Raw genomic sequence first — 24,817 nt, 5'->3', positions numbered from 1 at the left:
TAAAAGCCGATCGCCCAAATCGACCTCTATCCGCGCCGGTGTGCGGTTTTCCCTCTAATCTTTCTTCGCCTTAGCCTCCAGATTTTCCATCCGACTCCTCAAATCTTGATTCTCCTTCTTCACCTGGTCTAACTCCTCCCGCAACTGCTTCACCGCTGCATCGGAACCAGCATTTTTCTGCACTCTTTGCACAGCTTCATCAGCCATCATACGGACGCGGCCGTCGGGAGTTTGGTCAGCTAAAGAACGCAAAATCCGAATTGCTTTGCGAGTTTCCATCTGTCCTAAAGCCACTACCACCGATACTTGAGTCAAGAAAAACGTCTCCTTAGATAATTCTGCCAATCGGTGCAAAATTCGTTCTAAATTAAGCTTAGTTTGACCTGTTGAAATTGTCCCCAAAGAGCGAATTGCAGCCAAGCGCAAAGCTTGCGGAGTACCGATGGCTGTATATTTCAAAATTAGATTCAGGGCATCTTCAGAAGTTTTCATTTGCGCCAAACCGGCAATAGCACCCGATCGCACAACCTCATTCCAGCCCTGACGCTCTTTCAAAACCAATTTTAACTCTTTGAGTACCTGTTCGTCCGTCGGTTTTTCGTCGGGATTCGCCCCTGCGATCGAGCCCATAGCACTAGCTGCGGCCGCTTCTACATAATAGCTGTCGTCGCCTTTTTCGACGATCGACCTCAGCGCCTTATAAGTTTCGTGAGTCTTGATTTGGCCCAGCGCATTCACCACAGCGCGGCGAACCCTAGCATCTTTATCTTTCAAACCACTTGCTAAACCTTCAAAAGCTTGGTCTAGTTTAATTTCAACTAACTGAGTAGCTACTTCAGCCCGCACCCCCCAAAACCGATCTTTTTTGAGAACTTCTGACAGCGCTTTCACAGCTTCCAGTCCTCCCTTTTTCGCCAAAGCTTTAGCTGCATAAATCCGGGAAACCGGGTCAGGGTCAAACTGCAACTGAGCTTTTAATTCGGCAACTCCATACTCTAAAACAACGGTTTTTAAGTATTTATTTCCGACATCAAAACTAATAAAAGCAGGCTTCTCTTCTAGGGGGAAATAGAAACTTTGCTCGCGTTCGTGCACTCGAACAGTGAAAGTTTTTATATTAGCAGCACTTCCCTCGTCTGCATCTTTTTCCGGCTTATAACCGAAGCCGATCGGAATTTTTAGGTCGAAGACATCTTTGCTATTACCGTTGTCCTTTTTGCTATCTTTGATCTGAGTTTGTGTGACAGTCACTTTGGCTAATTTGCTGTCGCCGTCCCAGGAATAAGCAACTTTGTAATCTGGATGACCGCCGCGATAAACGTACTGATCGAACAAAAACATTAGATTGCGGCCTGTCGCCTTTTCGATCGCCCTTAGCAAATCGATCGTTTCTACAGTTTTGTGAGCGTTATCCCGCACAAAAGTGTGAATTGCTTTGTAAAATAGTTCGTCGCCTAACTCGGCGTGAATCATGTGATACACGCAAGCGCCTTTTTCGTACAAATGGCGATCGTACAATTCGATCGCTTCGCGGTAAACGTGAGTGACAATCGGGCGGCGGTAACGAAAACTGTCTTCAGCTAAATAATTGCGGGCTTCACCTAACATATAATAAGCCGCATCTTCTTTGCCGTATTCTTTGTCAGTCCACAGCACCTCACAATAGGAAGCCATACCTTCCTTGATCCAAGCATGAGACCAGTGTTTAATTACTACTAAATCGCCGAACCATTGGTGAGCTAATTCGTGAGCAACTAAGCTTTCTGTACCGCGATTGTCGAGGCTAGCGCGTTCGTCTAGCAAGCACCTATCTGTTAGCAAAGTTGTCGAAGTATTTTCCATACCGCCGAAGATGAAATCATCGACGCAGACTTGAGCATATTTAGGAAAAGGGTAAGGATAGCCAAATGCTTTAGAGAAAAACTCAATCATTTGGGGCGTTTTGCCCATGCTACGCTTACCGTCGGCTTCGCGGCCTTTTTCGACGTAATAATTAACTGGTTTGCCGTTCCATTCGTCTTTAATTTCGGCAAAATCTCCGACAGCTAAGGTCATTAAATAAGTTGGGTGGATCTGGGTTTGCGACCAGTGATAAATCTTATCGTCGCCCTCATTTTTTGTGCTAATTAATTCGCCGTTAGATATTGCAAAAAGTTGTTTCGGAACTTGTACTCTAATTTCGGAAGTTGCGAGTTGTCCGGGATAGTCGAAACAGGGAAACCAGAAGCGGGAATCTTCGTCTTCGCCTTGAGTCCAAACTTGTGTTGGTTTGTCGGGATAGTGTTTGTCTGACCCGACAAAATAGAGACCCCGCTGGGGTTTTTCGACCGAGTATTCGATCGCGATTGTAATTGGTTCGTATGCTTTTGTTGCTTCGTGCAGTTGAATTTGCAGCACTTCGCCGTCGCTGTCGAAATTTTGTTCGGTTTCGCCAATTTTGACTGATTTAATGTTCAGGTTTACAGCGTCTAAGGTTAATTTGTCAATACCGCTGCGGACTGGATTGATGCGGATGCTGCAAGTGCCGCGAAAACTTTGTTTGGGAATATCCAGCACTAAATCGAGGAAAATATGCTCTACTTGTCCGGGGCGATCGGGGTTGTAGTGGGGTCTGGCACCGGGCATCTCGAAGGATTTGTGACCGTTTTCAGAATCAAAGTAAGTGTGTGACATTATGATGGCAGAGTTGTGTGTCGATCGGCGATCGCAGGCAGCAGCGAGGAAAGCTAAACTGCCAGCTTATTCTAGAGTAGCGCGTCCCGCTGCTGTTGTCTCTAATCTTATTAAAAACTTGGCTGATAATTGCCTGGATCGAAAATATGAATTGTTTGCTACAATATCAGCAAGGCTAATATCTGCAATCATCAGCCTGAAATTGAAATTGAGAGGGCAATCAGCATGACAGCTACAGTATCAGTTCCCAGTGCGATCGCATCTTTGCTGGGCGACGAAGCCGAAGACTTGCTCACCCATCAAGCAAAAGTTTCTAAAGATTTGTTGCACCTGCCAGGCCCGGATTGGGTCGATCGCATTTTCGCTCAAACCGATCGATCTCCGCAAGTCTTGCGATCGCTCCAGCAACTCTATTCTAGCGGACGCTTGGCGAATACCGGCTATTTATCCATCCTACCAGTAGACCAAGGAATCGAACACTCAGCAGCCGCTTCTTTTGCACCAAATCCCATTTATTTTGACAGCGAAAACATCATCAGACTAGCAATTTCTGCAGGCTGCAACGCTGTCGCCACCACCCTAGGAGTGTTAGGCAGCGTATCTCGTAAATACGCCCACAAAATTCCTTTCATTCTCAAACTAAATCACAACGAACTACTGACTTATCCCAATCAAGCCGACCAAATAATGTTTGCTTCCGTCGAACAAGCTTGGAATTTAGGAGCAGTTGCAGTCGGAGCAACAATTTATTTTGGTTCCCCAGCATCGACGCGACAAATCCAAGAAGTCAGTCAAGCTTTTGCCCAAGCTCACGAATACGGAATGGCAACAATTCTGTGGTGCTACCTCCGCAACGATATCTTCAAACAAGACAAAGATTATCACTTAGCAGCGGATTTAACAGCTCAAGCAAATCACCTAGGAGTGACAATTCAAGCTGACATCATCAAGCAAAAATTGCCCGAATGCAACAACGGCTACGCAGCAGTTGCTAAAGCCAGCGGCCACAGTTACGGCAAAACCGACAAGCGCGTTTATTCCGATTTGACAACGGATCACCCGATCGATCTAACACGCTATCAAGTGCTCAACTGTTATGCGGGAAGAATGGGTTTAATCAACTCCGGCGGTGCTTCGGGAAAAAACGATTTTGCCGAAGCCATTCGCACCGCAGTAATCAACAAACGCGCTGGCGGCTGCGGCTTAATTTCCGGCCGCAAAACTTTTCAGCGTCCCTTTGAAGAAGGCGTAAAATTGTTCCACGCCATTCAAGACGTTTATTTGTCGTCCGAAATTGCGATCGCCTAAACATTCACAGCCTATTAAAATTAGGGTGTGCAGCGCACCCGATGCTATCCGGTTCGTAGTGCAGACCCTTTTTGTTGCGATCGTAGATCGAACACGATAGGATATCAAATTCGGTAGCATCGGAATAATTCAGATATATATTCTCGGACTCTGTGTACTCTGTGTTCTCTGCGGTTAAATCATTCCGATGCAACCGAACACGATATAACAGATAATTTATATAGGATTAATAACCGTAGCAACAATTTGTCAAGATGGTATTAAAATACCCCACAGCCTTGTTTAAAACCAAATCATATCTTCATCAAGCCCCTACAATGCACCGATTTTGTTAAAATAACTTATACTAAATTTACCCAAAAAAATCTAAACTTTGCAATTACTAAGTTGTAAATTGTCAATTTTTATTAAATTGCTCGGATCTTAGAGATTTTGTAAGTATAAAATAGAAGGCATAAATTTTTATTTGTGATTCCCTCTACCTTCTAACTCGCTACCAAAATAATAGCATATCTAAAATACAATGCAACTCTAGGTCAACTCTCAACCACAAGCTTAATCATTAATTCTCAATTCTTCCAACTAAAATCCTATAACCCTAACTGTATCTCTTCAAAAATGAATTTTTGTAATAATGGATTATACCCCCTTTAGCCTCACATTTGTCGATCGCGCCCCCTTATGAGTAATAATCCCGGCAAATTCGGCCTCCGTGCCACCCTCGTCGTTCCTTTCGTAATACAAATTTTTGTAGCGGTTGGGCTAGTGGGCTATCTATCCTTCCGCAACGGACAAAAAGCGGTCAACAATGTTGCCAGCCAGTTGCGGCGTGAAGTGGTAGCCCGCGTCCAACTTCACCTAACAAGCTACTTAGCTAAACCTCATTTAATTGAGCAAATTCACATCAATACAATTCGGCAAAAGTTACTCGACCCCACCAATTTTAAGCAAATAGAAGGCTATTTTTGGCAGCAAAGCCAATCCCTTAATCCTAATATTGGAACCATCGCCTTTGCCAATCCAAAAGGAGAATTTGTAGGCGCTAATAAACCAGAAGGCTACACAGTAATAGCGAACGAAACAACTGGTAACGCCATCCGCAGATATGCAGTTGACAATCAAGGCAATCGCATCAAATTAATTCGAGAAAAACCCAATTATGATGCTCGAACTCGCGATTGGTATAAAGCTGCTGTCCGGGCCGGCGGCCCAACTTGGAGCGCCATAGATACTTCCGCTTTAGGTGACAGGCTAGACCTTTCAGCAGTCTACCCCTTCTACAACAGTACAGGAACACTTCAGGGCGTTTTTCTGACCGATATTTCCCTCGGACAAATTAGCGACTTCCTGCACAGTTTCACTGTTGGCAAATCAGGGAAAATTTTCATCGTCGAACGCAGCGGACTTTTAGTTGCTAGCTCCACAATCAACAAACCTTTTACAGTTGCTGCCAGCGGTAAAACCGAGCGTCTTCACGCCGAAAAAATTAGCGACCATTTAACCCGAAAAACAACTCAATATTTATTCGAGCAATTTGGAAATTTAAATAAAATAAATACCCCTCAGCAGATGGAATTTCTGCTCGACGGCGAGAAACATTTTCTGCAAGCTGCCCCTTTTCGAGATGAATTAGGTATTTTAGATTGGTTAGTTATCGTAGTTGTCCCCGAATCAGACTTTACAGCAGAAATTGATGCCAATAACCAAACTACGATCCTGCTATGTATTGTAACTTTAATTGTGGCAATTATTATCGGTATTTTCACCGCTGCCTGGATTGCGAAACCACTGCTTAAACTTTCTCAAGCATCCGCAGAAATTGCCACGGGAAACTTAGAGCAGCACGTCCCGCTCAGCAGGATAGTTGAAATCGGACAACTAGCACATTCATTCAACAGCATGGCAAGACAACTTCAAGAATCTTTTGCCGCCCTAGCAAAGCAAAATGAAGACTTAAAAGACCTTGATCAACTCAAAAATGAATTCCTTGCCAACACATCTCACGAACTCCGCACACCCCTCAACGGCATCATTGGCATCGCTGAATCCCTGATTGACGGAGCAACCGGAGAACTTTCCCAAAGAACTCAAGCTAACCTCACTTTAATTGTCTCCAGCGGTAGGCGTTTGTCTAATTTAGTCAACGATATTCTTGACTTCTCTAAATTGAGGCACAAAAATTTGGAACTGCAACTCAAACCCGTAGACTTACGAGCAGTAACCAATGTAATTTTGACCATGAGTAAACCCCTAGCTGCGGCTAAAAAATTGCAATTAATCAACTCGATTCCTGCGGAATTTCCCGCCGCCTTAGCCGATGAAGAGCGCCTGCAACAGATTTTGCACAACCTTGTGGGTAATGCGATTAAATTCACTTGGTCAGGAACGGTAACAGTGTCAGCAAAAGTGGTTATCGAGCCTCAGCTATCGGCAGTAAATTTCCCAAAATCACAAACTACAAACTCTCTCTTGGCTGTGACAATTTCTGATACCGGAATTGGTATTGCAGAAAATCAATTTGAGAGAATATTTGAATCTTTTGAACAAGCAGAAGGAGCTAGCACCAGAGAATATGGCGGTACAGGATTGGGTCTAGCTGTCACCAAAAAATTGGTTGAATTGCATGGCGGTAAAATTCTGGTTGAGTCTCAACTAGGGAAAGGTTCGCAATTTACATTTACCTTGCCTATTTCCACTGTCGAAACTGAATCCAAGCCGTCTGCTGAGCTTCAAAAAAATCAGATTTACGAGTTAGCAATCCCAATAGTGGTCGAAGAGTTACCGCTGACAATAAATCATGAAAAACAGTTCAAAGTTTTGATTGTTGATGACGAACCCATTAACCGTCAGGTACTCATCAATAACCTTTCCCTGTACAATTACGCCATTACAGAAGCTAGTAACGGACAAGAGGCATTGGCCGTAATGGAAGGCGGTTTTATTCCTGACTTGATTTTGCTAGACTTGATGATGCCGCACATGAACGGTTATGAAGTTTGTCAAAAAATCCGCGAGCAGTTTCCAGCTTATGAACTTCCGATTGTGATGCTGACTGCAAAAAATCAAGTGGCAGATATTGTGGAGGGATTTGAATCGGGAGCTAATGATTATTTATCGAAGCCGATTCAAAAACAAGAAATGCTTTCCCGCATCAGAACGCATATTTCTCTGGCAAAAATAACTTCAGCTTACGGGCGTTTTGTGCCGCGCAATTTTCTCAAATTTTTAGGAAAGGAAAGTATTATTGATGTTCAAATTGGCGACCAAGTACAGCAAGAAATGACGGTAATGTTTTCTGACATTCGCTCATTTACAACTCTGTCAGAAGCGATGACACCTCAAGAAAATTTTCAATTTATTAATTCTTATCTCAGTCAAGTCAGCCCAGTTATTCGGCAGTACCGAGGCTTTATTGATAAATATATTGGCGATGCGATTATGGCGCTGTTTCCTGAGTCAGCTAATGATGCTGTGCAAGCTGCAATTGCGATGCAGAAACAAGTAGCACTGTACAACGAACAGCGGCAACTGGGAGGTGAGGTTCCGATTTTTATAGGTATTGGCTTGCATACAGGCAATTTAATGCTGGGAACCGTTGGCGAATCAGAACGCATGGATACGACGGTGATTGCTGATGCTGTTAATTTGGCCTCTCGTTTGGAAGGCTTAACGAAGCTGTACGGAGTGGGAATTTTGATTAGCGAACATACTCTATCTCGGCTGGAAGGTTTACCAAATTTTAAGTCCCGTTTTCTCGATAGAGTGAGGGTGAAAGGGAAAACTGAATCGGTTGCTGTTTATGAAGTTTATGATGAAGAACTCGGATTGTCTAACCAGTTAAAGACTCAGACTCAGGCAATTTTTGAGGAAGGAATCAGGGCTTACAGTTGTCAAGATTTTGCCCTAGCTCAATCAATATTTGAAGAGATATTAGTTATAAACTATGAGGATAGGGCTGCTCTACTTTACGTAAAACGCTGTCAGCAATATCAACAATATGAAGTGCCGGAAGGATGGGAAGGTGTGGCAGATTTAGATTTTAAGTAATTGCAGTTCCAAAAATGTAATGGAAATGTGAATAAGTCTTGCTACAATGATTAATGTTAGACAAATTTCATAAAGTAGCGCTAGATATTAGCCCCCGCGAGTTCGGGAGGGCTAAGACTTCATCAATAGCACATCTTTACAAAAATGGTATTAGACAAATAATTTTTTATTTGCCTAGCTCCCCGCCGGATGCGGTCGGCCCGTTTTCCTACATAAGATAGACTCTAATTTCTATATAGCCTTTCTGTGCTCTCATAGGAGGTACTATGCGGCATAGGGCATAGGCCTCCTTGGGCATACCTCACAATGCTTGATAACCGCTATATTGATCCGATTACTATCAAGCAAATAATAGTTTAGCAGATTTTGGACTTGACAGCGGAGTAGGGCGAAAAATGCCGATGGGAATGGGAATGATGCGCCAGTTGCCTAATTTTTAATTATGCACTTTTCGGCTTAATTTCACTAACTATTTCGTAAATATCTGTGTCGGGAATTTTGGCGAACAAAGGAGTCATCTGCTTCAATATTTCCTGATATGCTTCGCTTTGATTGGCGGTCATCTCTTCTACACTTTCCCAAAAAATGATGGCAATACCTTTGTCTGTATTGGGCAATTGCAGCAGGTACGCTCCCTTAAAACCTGTAGCATATGTGGCAACGGCTTTTTCAAAAAGTTCTTCTGCTTCTTTGAATTTTCCTGGTTTAAATTCGCCAAGGGCAACGTAGGCAAACTGATGTCGGAGAAAGTCTAAAAATTCTGACATATCCTGTTCCTGAATAAATCGCTATACACCAGGTTATATTTTACCCGATCGCCCGAAATTTGTGAATAAGCTGGTGTGCGCGTCTAGTTTTAACAAATATGTTTCTGGAAACAAGGAGTGGGGCGTTGCTTTGAGCGGTGCCCTAAAAATTTAATCTAAATACCGCAACAGGTTAGTGATTTTTGGAGTGGCGCGCTCATCCCAGCGGCGAATTGATGAGATACTGCACCTAGCTGCGATCGCGCTTTACCCGAAAAAAGCGGTTTTTTGCAATAACCCTATTGAATTTATAAAATTTACCTGCAAAGATTATAAGGTATCAAGACAAATAAAGTAGAGAGGCAACTAAAATAAATGCCAAAAATATTAGTAATTGAAGACAATAACTTTATCCGAGCAACCGTTATAGAACTCTTGCAATTGCACGGTTTTGAAGCTGTAGGCGCAGAAAACGGACAAGTCGGTATCCAGTTAGCGATCGCCCAAATTCCCGATTTAATCTTGTCTGATGTGATGATGCCGGAACTCAACGGTTTGGAAGTTTTCGCGATTTTGCGATCGTACCCTGCAACCGCCAGCATTCCGTTTATTTTTATGACGGGTTCAGAAATAGAAAAAGCGATCGAACTCAAAGCCGATGGCTACCTCAAGAAACCTTGCAGCGCCACAGAAATGTTCCGGGCGATCGCAACTCAACTAGAAAAACCGAAAATTACCAACCCAAAACATCAAAAAGTACAGGACAATTTTGGTAAAGAAAATCTCAGCTTGGGCGCCCGGACTCAAAAATCTCGGTTTGAGATGGCGTCGCTTTGCTTGCAATGACACGTACAGTAACGTTATTGATACATAAATTGAAGGAATTTCAAATTGGTTCGGCCAGGGGGTGGCTTAGACTGGGTATGTTGAATTTGGTACAAAAGTCATGAACCCACAATCTAAAGGCCGCCTAGTTTGGAATCACTCTACCCACCTTCCCGGTTTGATACCAATTTTAGAGCGCCTCACCCTCAAAATGGGCATTCAAACTGTTACGCCGGGGGTCATCAACAAAGTTAAAGGACACATCCCCCGCATGACATTAAGAGTGTCAGTACCCATCCGCGGGGGATTTAAAATCATTGCCAGACAGGGCAAAACCGTACAAGAAGTCTTTATATTAACCACTCTCAGTCAAGGGGACTTGGAAGAGATGATCGCCCAAACCCTAGCCAGGTGACAATTTTTCCTTAGCAAGCACTGCGCGAGCTCTAACTGCTAAAGTTTCATCGCTTTGGGCAATTTCCTCAAGTTGGGCCAAAACTTCCGTTAACCAATCCGGTTGAACAGTTGCAGCAACCGCCAAAGCTTGCAAAGCCCCCGCTGCTGCGTAGCGCACCACCCATTCCGGGTCTCGGGACGCTTGCAGCAGGGTTTTCACTGCGCGAATTTGAGCATCTAAAACTTGTTCTGCGGGCATAAGTTCCCAGCAAATCGTCCCCAAACCCCTAGCCGCCGCCCGCCGCACGCTCAAAGCAAAGTCATTCGCTGCAGCATCGAGCAAAATCTCTAAACCCCTGGGGTCGCCAATTCCCGCCAAAGCCCGAACAGCCCAAGCCCTCGCTCCGTAATTGTAGCCGTCAAGCTGTTCTAGAAGCGGGAGTACGGCGGGTTCTCCGAGTTGAATCAGCCCGTCAACGGCGGCAACTGCGGCGCCGGGGTTGTTGTAGCCGAGGACTGTAATTAAGGTAGGAATTGCTTCTTTGGAAGGAGCCTCCGCCAGTGCTTTGACTGCGTTTAACAAGCCTTCGGAAGAATCTGCTTGTTCGACTGCGCGAATTAGTTCTAATGCCATTGATTTGTAAGCTCTACCGTGATCATTGTAATTGTAGGTTGGGTCGATCGCGCGATCGAACTTTTTGCAGCGTCGGTGAGGCGCGGCGATCGACTTGGAAAGCTTACCCTACTCGAAATAGGACAATCTTGGTTAAAGAGCAATACGGTTCACTTAACATATTTATGCCCCGGAGATCCCCCTAAATCCCCCTTAAAAAGGGGGACTTTGAGGGCATTCTTGTCCCACCCCCTACTCCCCTTTTTAAGGGGTGTGCCAGGGAGATCTGTCTTAAGTGAACCGTATTGGAGTATCAACCAGTTGGTTGTTGAACAGCCAGTTAGCCTCTACATCACTTAATCTTTCTCGTGCATTCAGTTGCTTGAGAATTTGATACAAGGGGCTATCAAGCGAACAATCTGGATATTGAGTTGCTCGGTACTTAGCCTTTAGTGCAGCAAATCGCGCCATCTCTTGAACGATAGCAACTGTTTGAGTAAGCCCCAGTTCTTGCAGATATTTAACTTCTAAGTAAGTTAGGTGATTTTCTGAGTCAAGTTTCCAAAGAATAGGATATAAAGGACTGGATAGCCGTTGCGGATGTCTGGTTACTTTAAATTTAGACTTAAGTTGAGAAAATTTAGCATCTAGTTTTCTTCGTTCTTCAGCTTTACGTTGTGGCTGTTGCTCGATAGCTTCTATTGTTTCCAAAAGCTGATGCTTTCGTAACCAATCCCACTCGAAGCCGGTAATTGCATATTCTAAATCAGCTCTTTGCAGTATGAGATACAGAAGACTAGAGGGAGATGAATCTTCATATTTTGTTGTTTGATACTTGGACTTAAGCGCGGCAAAATGTTGCACCTGGACTTCAAAAGGATCGTTGTTCATGATGAATCCCCCGATTTATACTTCTAGCCGCTACACAATCATCTCCCAGCATTCCGCGATCGCTATTTTCTAAACCAAAACTTTTTTAACTGAGGAGCGATCCAGATGGTAAGGTGATTTTAACACCAGTTATTTTACCAAATCAAGCTACTAAGATCAGTATTTTTACGGAAATTTGAGCAAAATTATTGCCGATCGCCTCATCCCTCATTCCATCAAACCATCCGTCGCCGATTCACCAGGCTAAAACCGCTCAAATAGTTCTCAATTGCCTGAAATACAGAGATGCGGTAGGGAAACAGCATTGCTGTTTCCTGAATTTACTCAAATACAGATATGTGGTAGGGACACAGCACTGCTGTATCCTGAATTTACTCTGCTGTGTCCTGAATTTATACTATGCGTGAAAAATTGTTTCTACGGTTATGAACCCTAGAGAAATTATCGGTCATTGGCATAACTCCTGCCTGGACACGGCAGTGCCGTTTCCCTACAGGTGAAAACCTCTAGTTTCTTATTCTGGACGATTTCTTCAAATTGGTATTACTGTGTCCTGAATCTATGCTAGATAATTGAGAATCGCTAAAGCAATCCTCTTTCAGTTATGAACTAATTTTTGTCAAAGTAAACTATCCATTAAGTTCATAACTTGGATAGCTTCATCGGACAAAGATAGAGAGGTTTGTTGATTTAGGTGATGCTCCAAAACTCCTTTGAGGGCAATCAATTTCATGCTATTTTCTGCTAAAGTTTCAGCAATAGCTGGCGCTGACGGCAAATAGCCGATCGCCCCCAAGTCCATCAAAGCCGATCGCCGCAACTGCAAATTATCCCCATTCAAAGCCCTTACCAAACGATCTCCGTAAATGCGATCGCCAGTCAACTGATACATCGCCCGCGCTGCAGCGTACTGCACCCGCTCCACAGAATGCTCTAAAAAAGGTGCAATTAGCGGTATAGCTTCTGTCGCTCGCAGCGTGCCCAAAGCTTCAATTACCGAGTCGTAAGGCTGCACCAAGTGCGATTTACCAGCCACACGCACGGCCCTGGCCACGCCCCCATCTAAGAGTTTCATCAGCGACGGAATGGAATCGATATCGCCCAGCATTTCTAGAGCTTGAGCCGCCGCTTCCCGCACGTAATAATCCGCGCATTCCAAACACCGAATCAGCGCCGGTAAGGCTTGTTTGTCGCCCAATTTACCCAGCGCCCGCGCCGCATTTCGCAATAGGGAATAATCGCCGATTTTTGTTTGTTCTGACTCTTCCTGCAAAGCATCAATAAGAGCTGCGATCGCCGCCGGTTCTTTGACTCGAAATCTGCCAACCCACCAAGCAGCGTAATACCGGAGACTGTAGTCTTGGGAGTGCAAATTGGCGATCGCCTGTTCTACTGTTAAAGACTCGCCGTCAGCTACACCCGCCGGTGAGTCGGATTCGTCATAATTCATAATGGTTAGTTATTAAGAAAACTCGGAGATGATTTCAAAAGACTGTTGGCGAATTCAAAAAAAAGGTAAAACCGAACATTCCACAATCAGGGCAAAAGAACTATAGCAGTTCGTTCATCAGTTTTGTAATTCTTGTAAGGGAAACCCCCCTGCGCGGCGATCGCGATCGCGTTCCCCAAGGGTAGCTATCCCCTAGGGAACCGTCCTCTTGATGCTGGGGGTAGACAATCTTGGCACTACCCCTACACATACACAAATTCTGCAAGGATTGCTAGATCAAGCGTTAGCTGATAGAAAAGGAATGCTTTCTGCTAAGTTGTCCTTAACTTCAATTCCCTGTTTTCTCGCCCAGAACTGGCTCAAAAAGTGAATTTGCCGCAAGCCGACAATTAAATTTAAACCAGGGACAAAAATCCACCAAACTGTTAAGGGTTCTTTGATTCCTTCTAGGCGGTAAAGTTCGTTAACTGTGTTGTAAAGTTTGAACTGCACGATGTAAATCCAAGCAATTCCCACGAAGGAAAACCAACCAAACCATCCGGGAACGTCGGGGTCAAATATCCGCAAAGCTTGGGGAACGGCTACTCCTAAAACAAAGGGCAGCAAGCAAAGAGTCCCCGACCAACCAGTGCCGTTATAGTGGCGCAATTCTTCTTGGATAATCCATTTATACCAGCCGTAATATAGCAGCAAACTGACTGCAGAAAGCAAAATCACTCGCCACAAGGAGCGGGGTTTTCCTAAAGGTTTGTCGGACATTTTTTGAGGGAATATATGAATGGCTTTATTGATTGTATTAACATTTGTTAATTATTGCAAAATTGCTTCTCGGATCGATCGCGCGGTTGCAGGGGCCAGCAGAACACCGTTGCGGTAGTGGCCGCTGGCGATCAGAACGTGGCTGTTACCCGGAAGCGTCTCGATAATTGGGGCCGGTCGTCTTTCCGGGCGCGGGCGCAATCCTGACCATTTGCTGAGGATTTCAGCTTCGGCTAAGGCGGGACAAAGCGATCTCGCCCTCGCCATCACTTTTTCTAACATATCAGCATTCGCCTGAATTTCCCCGCCGTTTTCGGGAAATTCCACCGTCGCGCCTATCCAAAATTCTTGATTTGCCAAAGGTACAATGTGAACGTCGTCGCAAGTAATTACGGGCCGAAAATCTGGGTTTCCTAAGGAATTTTTTAACCGCAAATGCAGTGCTTGTCCCAACACGGGGCGAATGTCAATTAATTGATTTAAGGATGCAGTGACTGTCGCAGAACCTAAGCCAGCGGATATAATTAGTCGATCGAACTCGCCACTAGCAGCAATCGCGGCCCCTTCAACTTCCACTCCAAACTTAAAAATTACGCCATTGCGTTCAGCAGCATCCACCAAAGCCAAAGTTAGCGCCGTCGGATCGACTTGCCGGTCTTGCGGCGAATAAATCCCAGCAATTATGTTATTGTTGACAGATAAGTGAGGATGGCGATCGCGCACTTGTTGCACATCCCAAAGTTCCAATTTCCAACCTTGAGATTCGCGAATTGCTGCTAGTTTTTCCCATTTACTTAAATCCTCTCCCTCCCCACAAAGCATCAAAATTCCCTGTTTGTTAAAGGGAATTTTTCGCCCCGTAACTGCTTCTAATTCAGGAATTAAAGTTTCGTAGCGCTGAAGGCTGCTTTCCCTCAACTGCCAATTTCTGCCCTTAGTTTTGTGACTGATAACTCCCATCAAAACGCCGAGGGCCGCACCTGTAGAACCCAGTGCCGGCTGTTGTTTGTCGAATACTGTGACTTTGACTTCGGGGAATTTACTTAGTTCAAAGGCGATCGATGCCCCGATAATACCGCAACCAATAATTGCAACGCGAACCATTCAATTTGAGATTTGAGATTTGAGACTTGAGACTTTATATAATTTTTTCGTAGGGCGCGCACCGCACACCCTACAATAACTGCACGCACCATCTCGGTATGCAGCGCCCACCCTACAAACTAAAGCAATTAGTCTTGAGGAATTAGCTGCAAGAAATTCTCGAAATGATTCACCGCTGTTTGATAACTAGCCATAACTTTCGCATAGTCATTCGCTTTAGCAGCGCTGTCAATGTTTACCAAATCAGCAAACAAACTCTTTGTCAAATCAACAGCTTGTTGTTGAGATTTGGGTAACAAAGTGCCTGACACGGCTCTCATGGTGTTACGCAAGTCGCCTAGAGGCCCGTGAATGTAAGTTACGGTATCAATCCAATTTCTGTTTTGAATTAGGTTTCCTAGTTTATCCATGCGCGATCGGAATTCTGTCAGGGTAGGAGCATAGCGCTGAATTTGCTGGATCTGGGCTGCTGTGTAAGTCGTCGGAACTTTTGCTTCGACACTGCTGCAACTAACCAGAAATGCCATCATAAACGCCATCATCAAGGCAAAAAATGAACGGGGACGAGTCATATCGATTTTTGATTTTTGATTTTTGATTTCTCGTTGCGGGCGGGCACGGGGACACCGACCCTAGGCACCGAGAGTTAGGTACAAAATATTATTTTACCTCCTGACGTCGCAGAAAAGTTATCAGAGCTTCGCCAACTTTTTCTGACCAATGTTCTTGGGGATAATGCCCCGCTTGTTCTAGTGTGACTAACTCGGCATTTTTCATGGAACTGACTAATTTTTGAGCGGGTTCAACACTCAGCCAAGGATCGGTCAAACCCCACACAAATAAAGTTGGGCGCGTCCATTGTTGCAAGCCTGATTCAATTTCTGCCATTGACTGCGGTAATTGAATGTTGCGGACTGTATTCATTAGCGATCGCCCCGCATCCGAACTCTTCAAAAACGGGCGGCGGTAAACATCTAAATCGTTGTCTGATATCGTCTTGCGACAACCGCCTTCGAGGGTTCTGTCTACCAAAAGCGGGTCTTGCGTCATCATGTCGCCAATAAAAGGCAGTCCCAACTGCTGCATTTTCCAAGGCAATTTGATATCGGCGGAAACTGGTGTATTTACGATCGCTAAACGTTCTATTTTATCTGGATTTTGCAAAGCGTATTGAATGCCCGCCGAAGCTAAAAATCCTTGGACTACGAGGGAAAATCGGTCTATTTCTAGAGTTTTAATAAAGCCAGCGAGGGCGGTTACAAAAGCATCTGGAGTGTAGGCAAAGTCGCGTTTGTCCGGTTTGGTCGATCGCCCGTAGCCCACCCAATCCGGCGCTAGCGATCGAAATCCCCCTGCCGCCAAATCCGACATGATTACAGTCCAGGTAAAGCTTTGGGACGGCAAACCGTGCAGCAGCAGCACCGGCGGCTTATCACTTTCGTTAACCGGATTTGTTTCCCGATAAAACCATTTTAGCGAGCCTACTTCAACTGTTTTCTCATCTATTGACATTATTTTACTGATTATTTATCAAAGAATAAGGCGGGTATTCCCCGCCCTACTTACCTAATAGTTGGATCTGTACAAGGAAATCTAAATCAATTGTGTAATTCTTGTAGGGAGTCTTGGCCCCGTGGTTGTCCTCCTGGCCTTGGAGGTAGGCAGGGGGACAGTACCCCTACATATTTGTACAAATGATTTAGACGCGCTCTAGAGTACCTTACCCAAATAATTAAAGTCCCGCTTAGAAATTCATTTCAGCAGCTTGAACTTTTTCGACCTGTTTCTTCTTGAGAACCAGCATGATTTGAGCCAGCATGGTTATAGCCACAAAAGCCATCAATCCTTTAACTCGACCTGCACTTTGCAGCACAATTTCCACATCTTTTTGACCGAAGCCGCCCACATTAGGATTGTTCGTCAAAAGTTCGTCGGCTGCAACTGTTTGTCCTTCGGTAACAATCAGTTCTGGGCCAGCAGGAATTGTATCAACAACCGCTGCACCGCCCGCTGGTTGGATTGTCACTTCAAAACCACCATCTTCAAGTGTGGTGATTTTAGAAATTGTGCCAGCTACCGAAGCATTATAAACAGCATTGTTGCTCTTAGCGCCTGTAGGATAAAGCTGACCGCGACCGCGGTTGCCGCCGACATAAATTAGGTATTTGCCGTAGTGAACGGACTTGTCAGTTGCGGGATTTGGCGACAAAACTGGGAATACCAATTCTTTGTATTGTTCACCAGGCAGCGGGCCCACTAAAATAATATTTTCTTGGGTTTCGCTGTAAGGTTGGAAGTAAAGATCGCCGACTTTTTCCTTCATTTCTTCGGGAATTCTGTCAGCGGGAGCAATCTTGAAACCTTCGGGCAACATCACAACTGCGCCTACGTTCAAGCCGCCTTTGCTGCCGTCGCCGACAACTTGCTGCACGTTAGTATCGTAGGGAACTTTGACAATAGCTTCAAAAACTGTGTCAGGCAAAACAGATTGCGGTACTTCAACTTCTGTCGGTTTTGCACCTAGGTGACAGTTAGCGCAAACAATGCGACCGGTGGCTTCGCGGGGAGTAGCGGGTGCTGTTTCCTGGGCCCAGAAAGGATAAGCAAATGCTGCTTGGGGAAGTGCGATGTCACTGGTGAGAAAAAATCCGGCGGCGACGATCGCAATTAAAGCAGTTTTGGCGATCGTCTCGACACTGCGGCGAAATATCGCAGATAAATTAGTTTGTGGCATTAGAGTATTCAATCTCAAAGGTTCAGACAATTTAGTGATTGGTCATTAGTCATCGGTCATTAGTCCTCGGTCATTAGTCATTGGTTATTCGTTACTTGTTATTGGTTATCGGTTATTGGTTATTGGTTACTTGTTATTGGCTATTGGAACTAAGCACTAACTACTAACTACTAACTACTAACTACTAACCACTAACTACTAACTACTAACTGCTGACTGCTGACTGCTGACTAATAGCTATGACCACCAAGGTTCTTCGCCGGTGCGGAAATCTGTTTCTTTCCAAGTGGTCAAAGCAATCTTGTCATCTGCGACAGTGGCGTGGGCTAGGGCCAGAGACAAAGGCGCGGGGCCGCGCACCACTTTGCCCTCACTGTTGTATTGAGAACCGTGGCAAGGACAGATAAACTTGTTTTCACTAGCATTCCAAGGCACGACGCAACCCAAGTGAGTGCAGACTGCATTGATGCCGTAATCGGCGAGAGATTCGTCTTTTTCCACCACCAAATAAGTGGGGTCGCCTTTGAGACCTTGGGCCAAGGTACGATCGCCCGCTGGGTGGGAAGCCAAATATTCGCTAACGATGATGTCGTTACCCAAGGCGTCTTTAGCGGTGACACCGCCACCTGCAGCCCCACTCGACGGAGGAACAAAATATTGGACAACGGGATAGAGTGCGCCCAGTGCCACACCTGTGACTGTACCGAACGTCAACAAATTCATAAATTGGCGACGCCCCATATCGGGGACATCGGGATTTCCAGCAGAAGATTGAGCCATGACCTGCCTTTACGGTTTTAAGTTACGTTTGTTTGTTAGGGAATTTGTACGTGCAGACAACTGGCGTAGTCGCAGCCCATCTGCTCGCACCAACTTCAGGCAGCGAAAATTCCTTTGAATAATGCGCCTTCCAGCCTTTATTAGAGTATTATTACATTTTTTGAACTTTGTCTTTTATTGTTTAAGAGATTCACTCAGGAGCAACCATGACGGGCAAGGATTTACACCAGCTACTCCTAGAAAAATGGGGAAAGTCTTACGATATCAGATTGCGGCGGACGCGGGGCAAGATTTTTGTGCAGGTGATGTGGAAATATTTGGAACAAGCGTCTTTTCCGATGACGGAGGCTGATTATTTCGAGCATTTGGACGCGGTGGCGAATTACCTCAACGGCTGGGGCAGCACGGCACAGGTGAGAGAATACATTGTAACTACTCGCGATCGCCCGCGCTTGGGCAAAGCTGTCAGCATCCCCCTGGATTTGGGCGAAAGAGCCTCGGAGTGGTTGCTTGACGAGTTTTGAATCTGCTAGTTGTGTGTTGACTGTTGACTGTTGACTGTTGACTGTTGGCTGTTGGCTGCTGACTAATGACTAATGACTGCTGACTGCTGACTGTTGGCTGCTGACTGTTGACTAATGACTAATGACTGTTGACTGTTGTCAGTCATATCAAATCCAGCTACAGGGAGCATTTCATTTTTATTTTTGTCGCAAAGCATTTTTTGGGTAGTGCTGTCTCCGCTCCGAAATATTGTACAGTTCCCTCGCGGATCCCACGGCGTTAAAGCAAAACACAGATGCTGCGAGTTAAATCCGAACCATCTTTCAGCGCGATCCCTTCTAGAGCTCGCCAGCCTCGGCCCTTTTCGCGATCCGGGTTTCTAGCCGACCAAAATCATCCGAACCATTTTCTGTCAACACTTTCACATACAATGAACCTCAGATATCTTGTGAAATTTAGGAGAATGTTGTAATGGGTGTTGCAGTTGGAATGGTTGAAGTCTTAGGATTTCCCGCCGCCGTAGAAGTTGCAGACTCAATGGTGAAAGCAGCCCGAGTTACTTTAGTTCGTTATGAAAAGATAACCCGCGCCTACTGGACAATTATAGTTCGAGGAGATATTTCTGAAGTGCAAGCAGCCGTTGCTGCTGGAATTGAATCAGTTAAAAAGGTCGATGGCGGAAAGTTGCTATCCTATCACATAATTGCTCGTCCCCACGAGAATCTCGATTATATTTTGCCGATCGGCTACACACCTGAAGTCGAACAGTTCCGAATGTAGACAAAGTTTTGACAAAACTTTGGTGTGGAGTTTTAACTTTTAGTAATTATAGAGGCGCGGGCGATCGCATCTCTATATTTTTTTGATGGCGAGTCGATCGCATTTATGAGCGAGAAATATTTTCAGTACAACCCGCCCCCAGCCCAAAAAACCAGAAACTTTCGACCCCTCACCGCCCCAAAAGCTTCACAAAACCAACACCGCCAAAATACAAAGCCAGCACCGCACCTCCCAAAAGACTTTGCGTTAAAGGATCGGTAGAAGGCGTTAACACCGCTCCCAAAATAGCCGCTCCCAACACTACATAGCGCCAGCCCGATAGCATTTGCTTGGACGAAACAATGTTCAAAACGCCCAGCAATACTAGGACGATCGGGATTTGAAAAGCTAAGCCGGTGCTGAACATTAACAAGAGCACAAATTTAAAGTATTTGTCGATCGACCACAACTGCTCTACAACATCCGCCCCGTAGCTAACAAAAAAGTTGAGCGCCGCCGGAATCAGAGCAATATAAGCAAATACTAACCCGCCCAAAAATAAGAAACTCGAACCCAAAAACACGGGCCCTAGCAACCGACGTTCTTTGCGAGTCAAGCCGGGGAGTACAAACAGCGCTATCTGGTAAAAAATAAACGGACTTGCAATTAGCAAACCGCTATATCCCGCTACTTCGATAGAAACAAAGAAATACTCGCCGGGAGCTAGTTGCAAAAACTTGACCGGCCCGGCGGGTACTTCTAGCAATTGTACGATAGGTTTAACTGTTAAAAAGCAACCAATAACAGCGATTACTACTGCAATTAGCGAGTAAAAAATTCGCTGCCGCAATTCTTCTAAATGGTCGAACAAAGACATCTCAACTTCGTCGGGAAGTTCGTCGAGATATTCATTTTCTAGGTTACGGGAACCCATAAAACTGTCGGCGATTGGGGCAATGCTATTTTCCAGGCTAACTTCTTCACCTTCTAATTTACTGACACCCACAGAATCATCGGCGATTGATTCAATGCTATTTTCCCGGCCAACTTCTTCACCTTCTAATTTACTAACACCTACAGAATCATCGGCGATTGATTCAATGCTATTTTCCGGGCCAACTTCTTCACCTTCTAAGTTACTAACATCTACCGAATCATCGGCGATTGATTCAATGCTATTTTCCGGGCCAACTTCTTCACCTTCTAATTTACTAACATCTACCGAATCATCGGCGATTGATTCAATGCTATTTTCCGGGCTAACTTCTTCACCTTCTAAGTTACTAACATCTACCGAATCATCGGCGATTGATTCAATGCTATTTTCCGGGCTAACTTCTTCACCTTCTAATTTACTAACATCTACCGAATCATCGGCGATTGATTCAATGCTATTTTCCGGGCTAACTTCTTCACCTTCTAATTTACTAACATCTACCGAATCATCGGCGATTGGTGCAATGCTATTTTCCGGGCTAACTTCTTCGAGGTTGTTGTCGGAATCTTGTTCGGATTTCTCCAAGTCTGAGGGCACAGTCATAGGTATTTGTGATTTTATTTAAGCTTTACGTTTATTAGTCTTGGAGGTAGGTGAGTGCAAAAATTTAGTTTACAGCTTAAGTTCCAATAAGGTTGGGTTGACACTGTTTATTTCCCGGAGATTTCCCTAAATCTCCCGGATAGTCGGGGGACTTTGAGAGCACTCTTGTCCCCCCTTTTTTTAGGGGGCCAGGGATCTCCGGCTTAACCCAAGTGTATTGAGTTAAGCCGGAGATCCCTTTTAACTTTAACGCCAACCGCGCATTTTTTGCTGAACTATTCCCACGTAATACATATAATGTCTGAGTCGTGTCGGTCAAACATAGTTTTTTAACTGTCAATGACGATCGCAATTTTGCCGACAGCGCGGCCGGTTTCGCTGTAAGTGTGGGCTGCGGCTACTTCTGCTAAGCTGTAAGTGCGATCGACAATTGGCCGGGTTTGCTCAGATTCGATTAATTCCCGCAAAAATCCCAAGTCGTCCGGCTTGGGTTTGGCAACAATTAATTGAGCTTTTTTACTCGACAAAAACCAGCTAGTCAACATCGGGAAGAAGTTCTCAAAACTCGGTAAAGTCGAGATATAAACTCCCTCCGATTGCATCACTTTTTCGCATTTAGCAAATGTTTGTTTGCCGACAGCATCCAAGATTATATCATATTTTTGGGGTTGTTTAGTAAAGTCTATTTCTGCATAATCCAGAACAATATCTGCTCCCAAATTCTTGACAAACTCTCTATTTTTAGCGCTGCAAAGTCCCGTTACTTCCGCGTTAAGTGCTTTGGCAAGTTGCACGGCAAAAGTGCCGACTCCGCCAGAAGCGCCGTTAATTAATACTTTTTTGCCGGCTTTGATTTCACCCAAATCTCTCAGCGCTTGCAAAGCAGTTAAACCGGCGATCGGTACTGCGGCAGCTTCTGCATGGGTGATGTTTTTAGGTTTAATTGCTGCTATCGATTCTGGCACGACAGCGTATTCGGCACAAGCACCGCCATTCAGGGGATTTAAAAATGTATAAACTTCGTCTCCCGGTTGAAATTTGGTGACTTCCCGGCCGACTTCTACGACTACTCCCGAAATGTCTGAACCGACAATTCGAGGAAATTTAAATCCTGTCAATAGTTGCAGGTGTCCTTGCCTAATTTTCCAGTCTACGGGATTGACGCTGCTAGCGCGAACTTTGATTAACAATTCGTTGGATTTGGCGATCGGCTTGGACAATTCTCGGTACTGCAATTCTTCGGCTGAACCGTAGCGATCGAACGCAACTGCTTTCATGGCAAATTTTCCGGTTTATTTCCAATAGAACACTCAATCCTTTACAATTACAGCACATTCGATCTAAATGTGACACAGTAAATTGAGCCAGCCTTGTAGCAGCGGGCGATCGACTCTTGGAGGCCGACCGACTGGAAGCAGGCGTGAGGCAATGGGTTCGCTGGCAAGCGTGCGATCGACTAGCGATTAAAATTAATAGGAACAGGGCGGGCGATCCCGTAACCCTGAGCATAATCTACGCCAATCTCCCGCAATTTTTCTAAGATAGTCTCGTCTTCTACAAACTCAGCTATAGTTTCAAGATTCATCGCATGGGCAATACCATTAAAGCCTTTAACCAGCGCTTGAGAAATCAAACAATGATTAATATTCTTGACAAAAGCACCATCAATTTTTAGATAATCAACTGGTAAATTCATCAGATACGCAAAGGAACTCAACCCACTGCCAAAATCATCTAAAGCAAAGCAACAGCCAATCTTTTTGAGTTCGCTCATGAAATATCGGGCTTGCTCAAAGTTCGCGATCGCTGCGGTTTCCGTGATTTCAAAACAAATGGTTTCTGGGGGGACTTGGTAGCGAGGAAATTGTCCGATTAAAAACTTCATAAATTGATTGTTACTAATACTAGCGCCAGAAAGATTGATGCTATATAAGCCATCAGTAAGAACCTGTTCCCCAGATAAATTATGATAATTGGAGAAAAAAGTTTCGATGACCCAACAATCGATCTCAGTTATCAAGCCATAACGCTCGGCGGCGGGAACAAACTCATTGGGAGTCACTATTTCTTCATTTTCGTCTAGCATTCTTAGCAAAATTTCATAATGCTCTACTGAGGGGTTAGAGGTAATAGAGACAATCTTTTGGCAGTAGAGACGAAAATGATTGGTTTCCAACGCTCGGCTGATTTTGGAAATCACCAGTCTCTCACCCCGTTGTTTAATTAGTTCGCCATCATCCACACGATAAACATGAACACAGTTGCGGCCTTTGGCTTTGGCGGCATAACAAGCTGCATCAGCGGCTCCCAAAAGCTGCATCAAATCTTGGCTGGTTTGGTCAATAGCAACAACTCCAATGCTGACCCCGATGATCAAGCTTTTGCTATTCCAAATAAACCGAAACTGATGCACTAGGTCTTTGAGCTTTTCCGCAATCTGAGCTGCTTGAGATAGTGGACATTGAGTGAGCAAAAGACCAAATTCATCACCTCCCAAGCGAGCCAGCGTGTCACTAGCACGGACTCCCTGTTGAATAAGTGCGGTGATTTGGCGCAGTAGCTCATCGCCAGCAATATGACCTGCGGTATCGTTAATGACTTTGAACTGATCTAAATCTAAATAACAGAGAGCGTGCTGGTGATTGCTATCTTTAACAGATGCGATCGCCTCAATTAGCTGCTGTTCAAATCCTCGACGGTTGATTAAACCCGTCAGGGCATCGTGACTGGCTTCCCAATAAAGTTGCTTGGCAAGATGGCGCGATTCGGTAACATCATGAAAGACGATGACTGCCCCGATAATTTGGTTTTGGTGATCGCGAATTGGTGCTGCTGAGTCCTCAATGCCGTACTCCGTCCCATCGCGAGCAATGAGAATAGTATGGTTAGCTAAGCCCACAATTTTACCCTTTGACAGAGCTGTAGTGACAGGATTGTCTACTGGCTTTCTCGTTACTTCATTAACGATTATGAAAACTTCAGACAGAGGCATTCCTTCAGCTTCCTCCGATATCCAGCCTGTTAGTCGCTCAGCCACAGGATTGAAATATCTAATATTACCTTGAGCATCAGTAGTAATGACGCCATCGCCAATCGATTGCAATGTCACCTGAGCCAATTCCTTTTCGGCAAAAAGGGCATTTTCGAGGCGTTGATGTTCCTCGATCTCTTTGATGAGGCGCAAATTGTGTTCTTGGAGGCTTTTGCGGAGTCGTTGGATAGTTAGGTGAGTTTCGACACGCGCCAATACCTCTTCGACTTGAAACGGCTTGGCAATATAATCTACTCCTCCTACGGCCAGTGCTTGCACCTTATTGAAAGTTTCACTGAGCGCACTCAAAAAAATAACTGGAATGTCTGCGGTGCGATCTTCAGATTTTAATTTTCTGCAAACTTCATAGCCATCCATATCTGGCAATTTAATGTCTAGTAAAATTAATTCCGTGGCTGGAGATTTGGCAGCTCTGATAGCCATTGCCCCTGTCATCGCACTACGAACTTTATAACCCTGTGCGATCAAAGTATCCCTGAGAAGACGCAGGTTATCAGGCAGATCGTCAACAATTAAAATATTGCCTCGGTAGTTTGTAGCTCGATCGCTAACCCTATCGCTAGTTCTATTGCCAATCATACTAATTTCCCTAGTTTCCTGCTAGAGGAATATAAGCCTATGCACAAATAGTATAGT

22 protein-coding genes are annotated in these 24,817 nt (G+C 44.8%); 7 read left to right on the top strand and 15 right to left on the bottom strand.

The annotated features are described in order from the left end of the window. Positions 1 to 54: 54 nt before the first annotated feature. A complete protein-coding gene (locus IQ263_RS07030; protein WP_194066800.1) occupies positions 55 to 2,673 on the bottom strand; it encodes a M1 family metallopeptidase in 2,619 nt (872 codons plus the stop codon). Between the two features lies 1 nt (position 2,674). Here IQ263_RS07030 and IQ263_RS07025 point away from each other — a divergent pair, with 1 nt between their 5' ends. The 3 genes from IQ263_RS07025 (at position 2,675) to IQ263_RS07015 (ending at position 8,028) form a co-directional block, all read left to right on the top strand. Beyond that, positions 2,675 to 2,902, top strand: a complete 228-nt coding sequence (locus IQ263_RS07025) for a hypothetical protein (RefSeq protein WP_194066799.1) — start codon at positions 2,675 to 2,677, stop codon at positions 2,900 to 2,902. Further along, positions 2,899 to 3,981 carry a class I fructose-bisphosphate aldolase gene (locus IQ263_RS07020; RefSeq protein WP_194066798.1) on the top strand — a complete coding sequence of 361 codons (1,083 nt, stop codon included), beginning with the start codon at positions 2,899 to 2,901 and terminating at the stop codon, positions 3,979 to 3,981. Before IQ263_RS07025 ends, IQ263_RS07020 begins: the two co-directional genes overlap by 4 nt. Before the next feature lie 681 nt (positions 3,982 to 4,662). Beyond that, the gene (locus IQ263_RS07015; RefSeq protein ID WP_194066797.1) at positions 4,663 to 8,028 is read left to right on the top strand and encodes a response regulator; all 3,366 of its coding nucleotides are present in this window, start codon (positions 4,663 to 4,665) and stop codon (positions 8,026 to 8,028) included. Positions 8,029 to 8,468: 440 nt separating this feature from the next. Here the strand turns inward: IQ263_RS07015 and IQ263_RS07010 are convergent, their stop codons facing one another. Next, positions 8,469 to 8,795, bottom strand: a complete 327-nt coding sequence (locus tag IQ263_RS07010) for an antibiotic biosynthesis monooxygenase (protein WP_194066796.1) — start codon at positions 8,793 to 8,795, stop codon at positions 8,469 to 8,471. A gap of 354 nt (positions 8,796 to 9,149) precedes the next feature. Here IQ263_RS07010 and IQ263_RS07005 point away from each other — a divergent pair, with 354 nt between their 5' ends. Continuing rightward, positions 9,150 to 9,620, top strand: coding sequence for a response regulator (locus IQ263_RS07005; RefSeq protein WP_194066795.1), 471 nt, complete (start codon positions 9,150 to 9,152; stop codon positions 9,618 to 9,620). 100 nt (positions 9,621 to 9,720) lie between these two features. Continuing rightward, positions 9,721 to 10,014 (top strand): DUF2103 domain-containing protein, encoded by a 294-nt coding sequence (locus IQ263_RS07000; protein ID WP_194066794.1) that lies wholly within the window; start codon positions 9,721 to 9,723, stop codon positions 10,012 to 10,014. Here the strand turns inward: IQ263_RS07000 and cpcF are convergent. From cpcF to petC, 10 genes are all read right to left on the bottom strand, one after another. Further along, positions 10,003 to 10,629, bottom strand: a complete 627-nt coding sequence (gene cpcF / locus IQ263_RS06995; protein WP_194066793.1) for a C-phycocyanin alpha-cysteine-84 phycocyanobilin lyase subunit CpcF — start codon at positions 10,627 to 10,629, stop codon at positions 10,003 to 10,005. The two genes, IQ263_RS07000 and cpcF, sit on opposite strands and share 12 nt — an antisense overlap. A 270-nt stretch (positions 10,630 to 10,899) precedes the next feature. Next, complete coding sequence (locus IQ263_RS06990) at positions 10,900 to 11,499, bottom strand: hypothetical protein (RefSeq protein ID WP_194066792.1); 600 nt, start codon at positions 11,497 to 11,499, stop codon at positions 10,900 to 10,902. A gap of 619 nt (positions 11,500 to 12,118) precedes the next feature. Then, on the bottom strand, positions 12,119 to 12,949 hold the full coding sequence (gene cpcE, locus IQ263_RS06985) for a C-phycocyanin alpha-cysteine-84 phycocyanobilin lyase subunit CpcE (RefSeq protein WP_194066791.1): 831 nt from the start codon (positions 12,947 to 12,949) through the stop codon (positions 12,119 to 12,121). A 100-nt stretch (positions 12,950 to 13,049) separates the two neighbouring features. Then, a complete protein-coding gene (locus tag IQ263_RS06980) occupies positions 13,050 to 13,199 on the bottom strand; it encodes a hypothetical protein (protein WP_194066790.1) in 150 nt (49 codons plus the stop codon). 26 nt (positions 13,200 to 13,225) lie between these two features. Next, complete coding sequence (locus IQ263_RS06975) at positions 13,226 to 13,708, bottom strand: hypothetical protein (protein WP_194066789.1); 483 nt, start codon at positions 13,706 to 13,708, stop codon at positions 13,226 to 13,228. 51 nt (positions 13,709 to 13,759) lie between these two features. Further along, positions 13,760 to 14,812, bottom strand: a complete 1,053-nt coding sequence (locus IQ263_RS06970) for an NAD(P)/FAD-dependent oxidoreductase (RefSeq protein WP_194066788.1) — start codon at positions 14,810 to 14,812, stop codon at positions 13,760 to 13,762. Positions 14,813 to 14,940: 128 nt separating this feature from the next. Further along, on the bottom strand, positions 14,941 to 15,390 hold the full coding sequence (psbQ, locus tag IQ263_RS06965) for a photosystem II protein PsbQ (protein ID WP_445286304.1): 450 nt from the start codon (positions 15,388 to 15,390) through the stop codon (positions 14,941 to 14,943). Positions 15,391 to 15,472: 82 nt separating this feature from the next. After that, entirely contained in the window at positions 15,473 to 16,324 is an 852-nt protein-coding gene (locus IQ263_RS06960) for an alpha/beta fold hydrolase (protein ID WP_194066787.1), read from the bottom strand. A 232-nt stretch (positions 16,325 to 16,556) separates the two neighbouring features. Then, positions 16,557 to 17,546 carry a cytochrome f gene (gene petA, locus IQ263_RS06955; protein ID WP_194066786.1) on the bottom strand — a complete coding sequence of 330 codons (990 nt, stop codon included), beginning with the start codon at positions 17,544 to 17,546 and terminating at the stop codon, positions 16,557 to 16,559. Positions 17,547 to 17,783: 237 nt separating this feature from the next. Next, positions 17,784 to 18,326, bottom strand: a complete 543-nt coding sequence (petC, locus tag IQ263_RS06950) for a cytochrome b6-f complex iron-sulfur subunit (protein ID WP_194066785.1) — start codon at positions 18,324 to 18,326, stop codon at positions 17,784 to 17,786. A 206-nt stretch (positions 18,327 to 18,532) separates the two neighbouring features. Here petC and IQ263_RS06945 point away from each other — a divergent pair, with 206 nt between their 5' ends. Both IQ263_RS06945 and IQ263_RS06940 read left to right on the top strand, forming a co-directional pair. Continuing rightward, positions 18,533 to 18,850 carry a DUF3067 family protein gene (locus IQ263_RS06945; RefSeq protein ID WP_194009313.1) on the top strand — a complete coding sequence of 106 codons (318 nt, stop codon included), beginning with the start codon at positions 18,533 to 18,535 and terminating at the stop codon, positions 18,848 to 18,850. 451 nt (positions 18,851 to 19,301) lie between these two features. Then, positions 19,302 to 19,610: a carbon dioxide-concentrating mechanism protein CcmK gene (locus IQ263_RS06940; RefSeq protein ID WP_106149684.1), complete on the top strand. Its 309-nt coding sequence runs from the start codon at positions 19,302 to 19,304 to the stop codon at positions 19,608 to 19,610. 169 nt (positions 19,611 to 19,779) lie between these two features. Here IQ263_RS06940 and tatC read toward each other — a convergent pair whose 3' ends face one another. The 3 genes from tatC to IQ263_RS06925 all read right to left on the bottom strand — a co-directional run bounded on the left by tatC (position 19,780) and on the right by IQ263_RS06925 (position 24,760). Next, on the bottom strand, positions 19,780 to 20,523 hold the full coding sequence (gene tatC / locus IQ263_RS06935) for a twin-arginine translocase subunit TatC (protein ID WP_228042157.1): 744 nt from the start codon (positions 20,521 to 20,523) through the stop codon (positions 19,780 to 19,782). A gap of 935 nt (positions 20,524 to 21,458) precedes the next feature. Further along, entirely contained in the window at positions 21,459 to 22,406 is a 948-nt protein-coding gene (locus IQ263_RS06930) for an NAD(P)-dependent alcohol dehydrogenase (RefSeq protein ID WP_194066784.1), read from the bottom strand. Positions 22,407 to 22,585: 179 nt separating this feature from the next. Next, the gene (locus IQ263_RS06925) at positions 22,586 to 24,760 is read right to left on the bottom strand and encodes an EAL domain-containing protein (protein WP_194066783.1); all 2,175 of its coding nucleotides are present in this window, start codon (positions 24,758 to 24,760) and stop codon (positions 22,586 to 22,588) included. Positions 24,761 to 24,817 lie beyond the last annotated feature (57 nt).

Origin of the sequence: Tychonema sp. LEGE 06208, assembly GCF_015207505.1 — a bacterium.
Lineage (GTDB): Bacteria > Cyanobacteriota > Cyanobacteriia > Cyanobacteriales > Microcoleaceae > Microcoleus.
The sequence above is the reverse complement of the archived record's forward strand: the minus strand, read 5'-3'. Positions and strand labels throughout refer to the sequence as shown.

Bases quoted from the DNA above. Each gene is read 5' to 3' on its own strand.
- IQ263_RS06930 (WP_194066784.1), bottom strand. From the start codon at position 22,406: ATGAAAGCAGTTGCGTTCGATCGCTACGGTTCAGCCGAAGAATTGCAG.
- IQ263_RS06975 (WP_194066789.1), bottom strand. From the start codon at position 13,708: ATGTCCGACAAACCTTTAGGAAAACCCCGCTCCTTGTGGCGAGTGATT.
- IQ263_RS06940 (WP_106149684.1), top strand. From the start codon at position 19,302: ATGGGTGTTGCAGTTGGAATGGTTGAAGTCTTAGGATTTCCCGCCGCC.
- IQ263_RS06925 (WP_194066783.1), bottom strand. From the start codon at position 24,760: ATGATTGGCAATAGAACTAGCGATAGGGTTAGCGATCGAGCTACAAAC.
- IQ263_RS06960 (WP_194066787.1), bottom strand. From the start codon at position 16,324: ATGTCAATAGATGAGAAAACAGTTGAAGTAGGCTCGCTAAAATGGTTT.
- IQ263_RS06980 (WP_194066790.1), bottom strand. From the start codon at position 13,199: ATGTGTAGGGGTAGTGCCAAGATTGTCTACCCCCAGCATCAAGAGGAC.
- IQ263_RS07010 (WP_194066796.1), bottom strand. From the start codon at position 8,795: ATGTCAGAATTTTTAGACTTTCTCCGACATCAGTTTGCCTACGTTGCC.
- petA (WP_194066786.1), bottom strand. From the start codon at position 17,546: ATGCCACAAACTAATTTATCTGCGATATTTCGCCGCAGTGTCGAGACG.
- IQ263_RS07000 (WP_194066794.1), top strand. From the start codon at position 9,721: ATGAACCCACAATCTAAAGGCCGCCTAGTTTGGAATCACTCTACCCAC.
- tatC (WP_228042157.1), bottom strand. From the start codon at position 20,523: ATGGGTTCCCGTAACCTAGAAAATGAATATCTCGACGAACTTCCCGAC.
- IQ263_RS06945 (WP_194009313.1), top strand. From the start codon at position 18,533: ATGACGGGCAAGGATTTACACCAGCTACTCCTAGAAAAATGGGGAAAG.
- IQ263_RS06990 (WP_194066792.1), bottom strand. From the start codon at position 11,499: ATGAACAACGATCCTTTTGAAGTCCAGGTGCAACATTTTGCCGCGCTT.
- IQ263_RS07025 (WP_194066799.1), top strand. From the start codon at position 2,675: ATGATGGCAGAGTTGTGTGTCGATCGGCGATCGCAGGCAGCAGCGAGG.
- petC (WP_194066785.1), bottom strand. From the start codon at position 18,326: ATGGCTCAATCTTCTGCTGGAAATCCCGATGTCCCCGATATGGGGCGT.
- cpcF (WP_194066793.1), bottom strand. From the start codon at position 10,629: ATGGCATTAGAACTAATTCGCGCAGTCGAACAAGCAGATTCTTCCGAA.
- IQ263_RS07020 (WP_194066798.1), top strand. From the start codon at position 2,899: ATGACAGCTACAGTATCAGTTCCCAGTGCGATCGCATCTTTGCTGGGC.
- IQ263_RS07030 (WP_194066800.1), bottom strand. From the start codon at position 2,673: ATGTCACACACTTACTTTGATTCTGAAAACGGTCACAAATCCTTCGAG.
- cpcE (WP_194066791.1), bottom strand. From the start codon at position 12,949: ATGAATTATGACGAATCCGACTCACCGGCGGGTGTAGCTGACGGCGAG.
- IQ263_RS07015 (WP_194066797.1), top strand. From the start codon at position 4,663: ATGAGTAATAATCCCGGCAAATTCGGCCTCCGTGCCACCCTCGTCGTT.
- IQ263_RS06970 (WP_194066788.1), bottom strand. From the start codon at position 14,812: ATGGTTCGCGTTGCAATTATTGGTTGCGGTATTATCGGGGCATCGATC.
- IQ263_RS07005 (WP_194066795.1), top strand. From the start codon at position 9,150: ATGCCAAAAATATTAGTAATTGAAGACAATAACTTTATCCGAGCAACC.